Below are 835 nucleotides of genomic sequence, written 5' to 3'. Positions count from 1 at the left end.
AAAACAGAATGTGGATAGCCTGCATATGAGCCATCTATATGCAGAAGAATACCTTCTTCCGTTCCCTTACAGATACTTTCTGTTTCGGTATAAGAGACACATCCGCACAGGTTGAGTGTTATCAGAATTGACAATCCGTAACGTATCACCCGTTGCATAACCTGTATCTGACCTTCCTAATACGATCCACAGCACGCCGTTGTTGCGTTGGCATCTTTGCCCCTATAACGCGCAAAGATGACGTGAACCTGAATGGCCACCAGACAACGGTTTCTACGTAGAAAGAAAATTTCTCATCACATCGCTTAGCTTCCTATTCCAAGTATCCAGGCTTTGGTCACGGAAACAGTGGCCGGCATCCATCTAGCTTCAGGAAAGGGAATACCTCGTCAGGTCAAAGTCCTGATTTTTGCAAAAATCAGAATTTATTATAAGAAGGATCTATATTTTCCACGCGCAACCCGCGATGCAGTGCTTTCACTAATCTCATAGAAAGCTGCAATAGATTTTAAAGATTCACCTTTTAAGCGTCTATCAATAATTTCCTGTCTTTGGACATCTGTCATGCGACAAGGACGTCCCATTTTTTCCCTTGCCGGATCGCTCGAATGCGTCCTTCTGATGTACGTGTACGAATTAGATCGCGTTCCACATCGGCAAGTCCACCCAAGACTGCAAGCATAAGCCGACCTGTACTAGTAGTAGTGTCAGTCCATGGTTCTGCTAGCACTACAGTTGCATTTTGTGTCGTGAGTGAGCGCGGATAGCACTGGCCTGATGCGTTCGTCGAAAGACGGACCATCTGAGGATGTGAGAGACGGGTAGTCTGCGTTGT

1 pseudogene is annotated in these 835 nt (G+C 45.7%); it reads right to left on the bottom strand.

The features are described 5' to 3' along the window. Positions 1–428 precede the first annotated feature (428 nt). A pseudogene (locus ACP7IZ_RS13755) lies at positions 429–727 on the bottom strand (recombinase family protein); the annotation flags it as partial. Positions 728–835: the final 108 nt, after the last annotated feature.

The sequence above is a fragment of the Acetobacter sp. AAB5 genome, from assembly GCF_050106715.1.
GTDB classification, from domain to species: Bacteria; Pseudomonadota; Alphaproteobacteria; order Acetobacterales; family Acetobacteraceae; genus Acetobacter; species Acetobacter oryzifermentans.
Note: the sequence above shows the minus strand (reverse complement) of the source record. Positions and strands in the feature narration are given on the sequence as shown.